At 64.2% G+C, this 7,730-nt stretch carries 8 protein-coding genes and 1 pseudogene; 3 read left to right on the top strand and 6 right to left on the bottom strand.

Features of this window, described 5'->3' with window-relative positions; genetic code table 11:
• On the top strand, positions 1-187 hold a 187-nt coding region (locus ACWPM1_RS14730), incomplete at its 5' end, for a hypothetical protein (protein ID WP_455695649.1).
• Positions 188-305: 118 nt separating this feature from the next.
• Here the strand turns inward: ACWPM1_RS14730 and ACWPM1_RS14735 are convergent.
• Positions 306-968 (bottom strand): Npun_F0296 family exosortase-dependent surface protein, encoded by a 663-nt coding sequence (locus tag ACWPM1_RS14735; protein WP_455695650.1) that lies wholly within the window; start codon positions 966-968, stop codon positions 306-308.
• A 276-nt stretch (positions 969-1,244) separates the two neighbouring features.
• Between ACWPM1_RS14735 and ACWPM1_RS14740 the strand changes: the two genes are divergently transcribed.
• Positions 1,245-1,487, top strand: coding sequence for an XrtV sorting system accessory protein (locus ACWPM1_RS14740; protein WP_455695651.1), 243 nt, complete (start codon positions 1,245-1,247; stop codon positions 1,485-1,487).
• Between the two features lie 57 nt (positions 1,488-1,544).
• Entirely contained in the window at positions 1,545-2,939 is a 1,395-nt protein-coding gene (locus ACWPM1_RS14745) for an exopolysaccharide biosynthesis polyprenyl glycosylphosphotransferase (protein WP_455695652.1), read from the top strand.
• 56 nt (positions 2,940-2,995) lie between these two features.
• Here the strand turns inward: ACWPM1_RS14745 and ACWPM1_RS14750 are convergent, their stop codons facing one another.
• The 5 genes and pseudogenes from ACWPM1_RS14750 to ACWPM1_RS14770 form a co-directional block, all read right to left on the bottom strand.
• Positions 2,996-4,024, bottom strand: coding sequence for a DUF1996 domain-containing protein (locus ACWPM1_RS14750; protein WP_455695653.1), 1,029 nt, complete (start codon positions 4,022-4,024; stop codon positions 2,996-2,998).
• A gap of 435 nt (positions 4,025-4,459) precedes the next feature.
• Positions 4,460-4,963: a hypothetical protein gene (locus ACWPM1_RS14755; RefSeq protein WP_455695654.1), complete on the bottom strand. Its 504-nt coding sequence runs from the start codon at positions 4,961-4,963 to the stop codon at positions 4,460-4,462.
• A 91-nt stretch (positions 4,964-5,054) separates the two neighbouring features.
• Complete coding sequence (locus ACWPM1_RS14760; RefSeq protein WP_455695655.1) at positions 5,055-6,512, bottom strand: hypothetical protein; 1,458 nt, start codon at positions 6,510-6,512, stop codon at positions 5,055-5,057.
• A gap of 72 nt (positions 6,513-6,584) precedes the next feature.
• Complete coding sequence (locus tag ACWPM1_RS14765) at positions 6,585-7,019, bottom strand: GtrA family protein (RefSeq protein ID WP_455695656.1); 435 nt, start codon at positions 7,017-7,019, stop codon at positions 6,585-6,587.
• Positions 7,020-7,029: 10 nt separating this feature from the next.
• Positions 7,030-7,730, bottom strand: a pseudogene (locus ACWPM1_RS14770) (FAD-dependent oxidoreductase); the annotation flags it as partial.

A 7,730-nucleotide genomic window follows, 5' to 3' on the forward strand; every position in this document is an offset into this window, starting at 1 on the left:
GGACTGGTTCCCCGCGCTCACCGGTCATGGCTGGCCCGGCGGCGCGTCGATCGACGAGCATGCCGCCGATGAGTGCGGCTATGAATGTGCCGCCACCAAGGCGTCGGTGCGGGAAGACTGGATTCCCGCGAGGACGCTGTTGTTGGAAAACGAGGAACTCACGCCGCCTGGGTTTTGGCCGTCGTGAACTGCTAGGAGGTCATGCATTGGGCGGCTCCGCCGCGCACGCGGCGCCCTACAAGCAAAAGGCGGCCCGGGTAAACCCGGACCGCCCATGCCGCGGTGTTCGAGGACCGCCAGTCGTGTCAGCCGTAGGCTATCCGCATCCTCGGCTGCGCGTTCTGTGCCTTACGGCGTCGCATGCCGAAGCCGATCGCGCCAAAGCCGAACAGCAGGAGAGCCCAAGTCGCCGGCTCCGGAACTGCCGAGATCGTTCCGATGTTGTCGAACTCGAACGAATTCTGCTGCGATCCGAAGGTGAATCCGGTGATGCCTCCAAGGTCGTTTGCGAAGATCGTGACCCGGCCGTTGGTCTGTGCGATCTCCTGGTTGCCGGTGGCCGGTCCTGGGGGGTTGAGCTGCGCGCCGGTGAATGTCTGGCTGAGCCCGCCGCCAAAGAACACGGTCAGGAAGTTGTAGTCATCCGCCGAGCCAAGGTCGAACCCGAACTGGGACAGCGAATTGATGAAGCTGAACGTCGCGGTGCTGCTGGCGAGCACGGCGAAATAGTTGTCGCCCTGATCGCCGAAAGCGGGTTCTGCGGCGGTCCCGGGCTGCGTACCGTTGTATACGCCGGCTGTTCCGGTGGTGCTCACGGGCGGCACGGTGGTGTCGAAATTGGCGTAGTCCGTCTCGCCAGCTTTCAAACCGCCCTGTCCTCCTTCGAAGGTAAGGGTCGCAGCGGCATTGGCGGCACTGCTCATAACGACGAGGCCGCTGGCCAGCAGCGCACTCTTGGCAATTTTCACGACCACACTCATCATCGTCGCTCCCTTTTCGAAACACAGGTTACCCGATCACGAAACCCATTGCTGTCGTTAGCGAATCGGGGATTGGGCTAACCGATTGGTTAACGCCCTGTTTACGATTCGGCGAGTCGAAAGTTCCGGTAAAATCGCGGGAAAGGAACGATTTTTTGTGCCAAAGCTGGACTCGAAGCCCCAATGGCGTGCGTACGGCCGATAGACGATAGGGGGCTAATAGCCTTACACTTGGGCTAACTCGAAAGGTAGGTCGACCGGATTATGGAAACGCTGTGGGACTGGGCGACCATTTTCGCATTCGCGGGACTGGTCACGCTGCTGCTGCAGCGCTCTTCGGAAGAAATCCCGAAAGACAAGCTCTGGCAGTACGCGCCGCCCGCGATCGGCTGTGCGGTCGCCAATCAGATCGGAAACGCCGGCGAGGACATTTGGGCGCTGCTGATGATGGGCGGCGTACTCGCGTACGTAATCCTGGTGCTGAAAGTGCGCATCCCGACGGGATAACGCGAACCTGGCAGGTGCTTCCGCGGTGCTGCGTTTTAGGCGAGCTCTAGATCACTGATGAATATTCAGACGCACGCCAACATCGATCCTGGTCGCCACGACGGGGGAGCGGCTGCGCGCAGCCTGCCGGCGCGCAAGAAGCGCGTGGTCATATATGGCGTTTCCCTTGTCATGGACTGCGCCTCGCTGTTGCTTGGCTATGCCCTCGCGCTACAACTGCGTGAGCAAGCTTGGCTCGGTACCGGTGGCCTGCCGATCATAGCGGTTGCTCTGCCGGTTTTCCTGATGTGCGAGATCGCCCAGGAGACGCAATCGGTCGAATCGCTCGCCAGCCGCTCCCTTGCCATGAAGCGTGCGCTGAGCGCTCTCCTTGTCACCGCCCTCGTCGTGCTGGCGCTGTCCTTCTTCCTCAAGGAACAGACGCTGTCGCGGGTGGGGTATGTGGTTACGTTCGTTGGAGCTGCCGGATTCATCGTGGCCGCCAAAGTCATCGAAAACCTGATCTTCTCGCGCTGGATGGAGGGATCCGCCACCGCCACCCTCGTGCTTGGCGACGGACTGCCGGTCGAGCCGTCCGAGGGTTTCGATTTCGTCGATGTAGAGGCCATGGGGCTATGGCCCGATCTTCGCAAGCCCGCGACGATCGATGCGCTGGCGCAAATTATCGCTCCGTACGATCGAGTCATTGTCGCCTGCCGCTTCGAACGCCGCGCGAACTGGGCGACCTTCCTCAAGAGCCAGGACGTCGGCGGCGAGATACTTCTCGACAGGGATCTCCTGCACGGTGCGGTCGCCGTTGGCAGCTATGGAGCCGAGGATACCCTCGTGCTCTCGAGAGGCCCGCTCAGCCTTGCCAATCGGCTGCAAAAACGGGCGTTCGACCTGGTCGTCGCGATAACGGCCGTCCTCCTTCTCTCGCCGGTGCTCATCGCCGCGGCGATCCTCATCAGGATCGAGGATGGCGGTCCCGTGTTTTTTCGGCAGGTCCGGGTGGGTCGCGCCAACCGTCAGTTCAGGATCTTGAAGTTTCGCACGATGTCGGTTGCCGGGAGCGATGCCGACGGGGCGGTTTCCGCCTCGCGTGGGGACCACCGGGTAACTCGTATCGGCCGCATCCTGCGCCGGACAAGCATCGACGAGCTACCCCAGCTGTTCAACGTCATACGGGGGCATATGAGCATCGTCGGGCCACGACCGCACGCGCTCGGCTCGCTGGCGGGCGACGAGCTTTTCTGGGAAGCGGACGGCAACTACTGGATCAGGCATGCTCTCAAGCCCGGGATAACCGGGCTGGCGCAGGTTCGAGGCTACCGGGGCGCGACGGACACGGCTGACTCGTTGCGCCAGCGTGTCCGCAGCGATCTCGAATACCTAACCAACTGGTCGCTGACTCAGGACGTCCTCATCATCCTTCGCACCTTGCGCGTGCTCGTCCACGACAATGCCTTCTGACCTGAGGCTGCGCACCGCAGCCAACCAGGAGACACGCGCTGCGCGGGTCGGCAGGTTTACGTAGCCGGGAAAGGCACGCGCGCCGCCGGATTGATCCATCCGTAGGATGGCTGCGCGGCGCCGATCAGCTGCTTGCCATTGCCAAGGTCGCCGCCCGAACAGGACAGACCCCGGTCGATGCAATTCGCCACCCACATCGCCTTCGCCCGCGTGTCCCAAGTCTCCACGTAGTCGGCGTGGAGCGTTTCGCCGGGCCGAGCTCCGGGCAGCATGTGATCGCTCGCGAGGCCGACGCGGCTGCGACCGTCGGCACCGATCATGTCCGCGGTCACGGTCCACATCGCCTTGTTTTCTTGCTGCGGTATGAGGAACGGAAAATTCGCCGGGCAATGCCGCAGGCCGTCGTCGCCATACCAGCCGGAATGGGCCATGTGCGAACGGTGATCGGGCGTATCGAGGTATTTGCCGTCCCAGCAGTCGGGCGCAAGGGTATTGGCAACGAGGGTGTCGCCGGGCTTGCAGCCGCTCGCGAATACATCGTCCAGGTTGGTGTAGTGCTTCCCGGTTCCCCCCGAGCAGTACCAGCTGGCGCCCTCGATCTTCGCCGTTGGCTTCGCTGAGTTCCAGCCGAAAATAAAGCGGATCTGGTTAGGCAGCGTGATGCACTTGCCGACGAAACGCGGACTGGCCGGGTCGCATTCCGCGGAGCCTTTGGCGCTGCGTTTGTAATAGACCGCCACAAGGTCTGGCTGGATCGCCGTGCTGCTGTTCGCGAGGATCAGCGCGGGCATCCAGTAGAGCGACCGGTTGAGGCTGAACGGGGTCGCGTTGCAGTCGGTCTCGGCGCTCGCGGCGAGCCGCGCAGGCGTAGTATAGGCATCGAAGGCGGCGTTGCCCCAGGGCTGGTGAAGGTGGCTTTTGCCGGGCTGACCGGGATAGACCACTGGATCGTCGTAGCGCAGCTTGCCCGCCCCCCCACAGGTGAAGCGAAACGCGCCTTCGCTGCGGTCGGGGGTATACAGATCGGGGATAGCGCCTGTTCCCCACGCCGGCTGCAGGCCGCTCTCGACATCGAACGGCGCCATGAAGCCTGGAGCGCCTTCCTCATCCTGCGTTGCGATATACCCGGTTTGTGAGGATGCCGCCGTGGCGCTGGGAGACGGCGTGGGAGAGGGGGTGGGAGTGGCCGCTACGGCGCCGCCGGTCTCGGTGCTTACGAGAGAACTCGCTTCACCGCCGCCGCAACCGGACAGCGAGGCCAGAAAAAGGGCCGAGGCGAGACAGGACGCCATTACCTTCACACTCAAACTTCCTTCAACGGCAAGGTTGAAGGCGCGTTAACCCGTCTTGCCTAACATCAGCTTGGCGGACATGGTTAATGAAATCTTCCGACCCGCTCCGGAGAGGCCGTCTACCCGGGTTCTAAAGCGAAGGCGCAGCCGCTGCGGCCAGGTGTTCAGAATTCTCGCCGACCCGCGGCGACAGGACGCGCACGTCTTTCGCTAACATTGAGTGGCTGGCTAGAGCGCCAGTTGCCCGCGTCTGTTCTTGATCTGCTCGATTTCGCGGTCAAGTGCACCCAGCGCGGCGTCTCGTCCCGGCGTGTCACCCGTCGCCAGCATCTGGCGCCGGAGCAGCAGTTCCTCGTAGCGATCCAGCAGCATCCGGTTCCTCTCGACCGCGCGGGCGACACCGGCCAGGGGACGGGTCGCTTCGCGGCGCGTGACTGCGAGCTTAGCCTCGAACGCGATGGTCTCGGCGATGGCCTCGCCCACCGTGGCAGGCGCGAGGCCAGCGACTTTCATCGGTTTGCCGCAGAAGGATTTCGAGCCCGGCCAGTGGACGAGGGCGTAAGTCAGGAAGGCAGTCTGCTCTCGGGCCGGAAGTTGGCGCCCGATCGCGGCCACGGCGCTTTGATCGGAAAGGTCGATATCGGCTAGCGCTCGCTCGCGCACGTCGAGGCCGCAGCCCGCGCATATCGCGGCCGCGATGCTAACCGCCCATCCTGTGAACCGATTGGCCATCTCCGGATAATTAGCCGATCTTGCTTAACAGGTACTCAACCGCAGGGTGGGGGACCTCCGGGCGCGCTCCACCCGCCCGGCAGGGGCGCCGCTAGCGACGACGTCCCTGTAGCGTTATCCAGGCGAGCAGGTACGCAAAGAAGGGCAGTACCCAGATGACGCGGAGGCTGTACCGCGCGTCAGGCTTGGAAAGGCCCCCGGCGATCGCCGCGTTGACGACGATGGCGAACACGACCAGGGCCAGTCCCAGGCCTATCCGCCGAATGCGCCCATTGTTGCCTTTGCGGCTCTCGAGCATGCACCAGACCGCTGCCGCGAGGGCGGCCAGCGCGGCCAGCGGACTGATCGACTGCCACGGCTCGACCGGCATCGCGCCGCGATAGCTCAGCGTATCCCCCATTCGCTTGGCAACGGGAGCGGGGAGATTGGCGAGATTGTAGTGCGGAGGTCCCCCGGAGTTGCCGCGCCAGATGCGAAGGTCGCTGGCGAAGAGCTGCTTCACGGACGCCCTTGCACTCGAATCGAGGGTCTGCAACGGAAATTGCCTGAAGGTCGCTAGGGCGAACTTCATGTCTTCGTGGGAAAGCCGGGTTTGCGACGCAAAGCTCGAGGTCGAGAACACGCCTTCATCGCCTTCGCTCCACAGGAACTGGTCGCTGTCGTGGGGCGTGCGCGCGATGTACCGGCAGACTTCGAAGGGCTCGCTGTCGCACCGTGTCCGCATGAACGCGAAGCCGGGCCCGTCGGCGATCAGGCGCGCGGTGAGAAAAGGCGGGCGGATCGGGGTCAAACCCGTCTTCGCCTCGACTGCCGAGACGAATAGAGCCTCGCCCGCGGATCCGAGCGCAACCGCGCACAGCGCCGCCAGGATGGCGGTGGCGCGGAGAAGGTTCATCCGGCGGACGAACAATCCGGCCGCAGCCAGGGCGAGCAGCAGCGGCAGGTTGGAGCTGTGCGACAGCGCTGCGAGCAAGATGACGCCGACTAGAATTGCTGTCTGCCAGCGATCGTATGCATCCCGGAACAACAGCAGCGATACAAAGGCGACGGTAGCCAGGCCCGTCAGGTAATCGGGCACCAGTAATGTGGCCGTGAACGGCAGCGAAGTGCCCAAAGCGAGAAAGGCGATCGTCCCGAAGTAGCCGGCGAGACGCCGCGGGCCGCTGGCCCCGAGGAAGGGGACAAGCGCGAGCCAGACCACGATCGCGCACAGCGCGCACTGTAGAACAATGCCAGCGAATTCGCCGAACAGCACCACTGGGCCGTAGATCAGCGCGCCATAGTAGATCGATCGGCCGATGAGTGGCGGATGCGCCGGTTGCGCCGCCGCAGGAAGCGCGGCCGACGCGGCGGGGACTTCCCCGCGAGCGCCGGGCGCGTAGGCGTCGCGCTTGTCCGACCAGATCGAGCGGTAGGACAGGGTGCTCGAGATTGCTGCGTCCGCGCTGCGCAAGTAACCGGTGGTGTCGGCGATCAGGAAGGGGCCGCGGTTCACTACGGCCGGCCAGGCGAGCAGCAGCGTCGCCAGCGCGATGCTGGCGACTGTCAAGAACCTCCCGAGATGGGTTTTGGCCCGGGCCGGGCTCCCATCCACGGGGCTGGGTCGGGTGGACATCGCGCGCTAGAGGTCCACCATACCGCGATGCCCGGTGCGAAAGACGTACCGATTGCGGATATGCCACACCGCCACGAAGCTGACGCCGATTGCGACGAGCTTGGCGAGACGCGGGTCGAGCCCGAGATAGGAGCCAGTCGCCACGATGCCGGTGGTCAGCGCCAGCCCGATCAGGGCCGACACGACGAACTGCAGCTGCTGGGCGGCGCGGGCCCTCCTTCCGCGCGCGACGCGTCCATGGAAAACGATCCGGCTCGAGAGAAGCCAGTGGACGAATATGCCCACCGAGTAACTGATGGCCGAGGCCGGCGCTGGGCTCATGTCCATGGCAATCAGCTGCAGGAACAGCGCGACGTCGGCCGCCAGCGCCACCACGCTGGCCACAAGGTACTTCGGGAATACGAGGGCCCGCACCGAGGGCAGGCGGTCAGCGAGTGCCATGGCGTCGGCCTTAGGCCCGTACCCGCTTCGGCACCTCGCGGACCGAGGCCAGCGCAGCGGCCTGATCGGGCGTGGGTTGAAGCGTGGTCTCGCGCGCGGGGATGGCTTTCTCGGCGCCTTCGTCGCCCGCCTCGTGATACTCGGCGTCCTCGTTGACGCACCAGGTGTCATAGACCCGCTCGCCGGCGAGAATGTTCTCGACTGTGAGCATCGCGGTCATCATCGCGTGGTCCTGGTTGTTGTAGCGGTGCATTCCGTTACGCCCCACGAGGTGCAGCGTCGGGTGCTTCTCCTCAAGCTCGAAGCGCATCGCCGCGACGTTGGCAGCGTAATCCTCGTCATAGACGGGATAGGCCTTTTCCTGGCGCACCACCGCGCCGCCGACCACATCCTTGGGATCGAGCAGGCCGAGGATCTTCATTTCCTTCGCCGCCAGTTCGATCAGGTCGTTGTCGGCCATGGACCACAGCCCGTCACCTTCGAAGCAGAAGTATTCGAGACCGACGCATGCCACACTCGGATCCGGCACCATCTCCGGGCTCCACGAGCGGAAGTTCTGCACACGGCCGACCTTGACCTTGCTGTCGTGGATGTAGATCCAGTTGTCGGGGAACAGGTCCTCCGACTTGATCTTGAGCGCCACGGTCAGGAAGTCGCGGTACTTGAGTTCGCTGGCGTTGAGCGTGGTGTCCGGCAGCGGATGCATGCGGG

This window comes from Tsuneonella sp. HG249 (assembly GCF_053819205.1).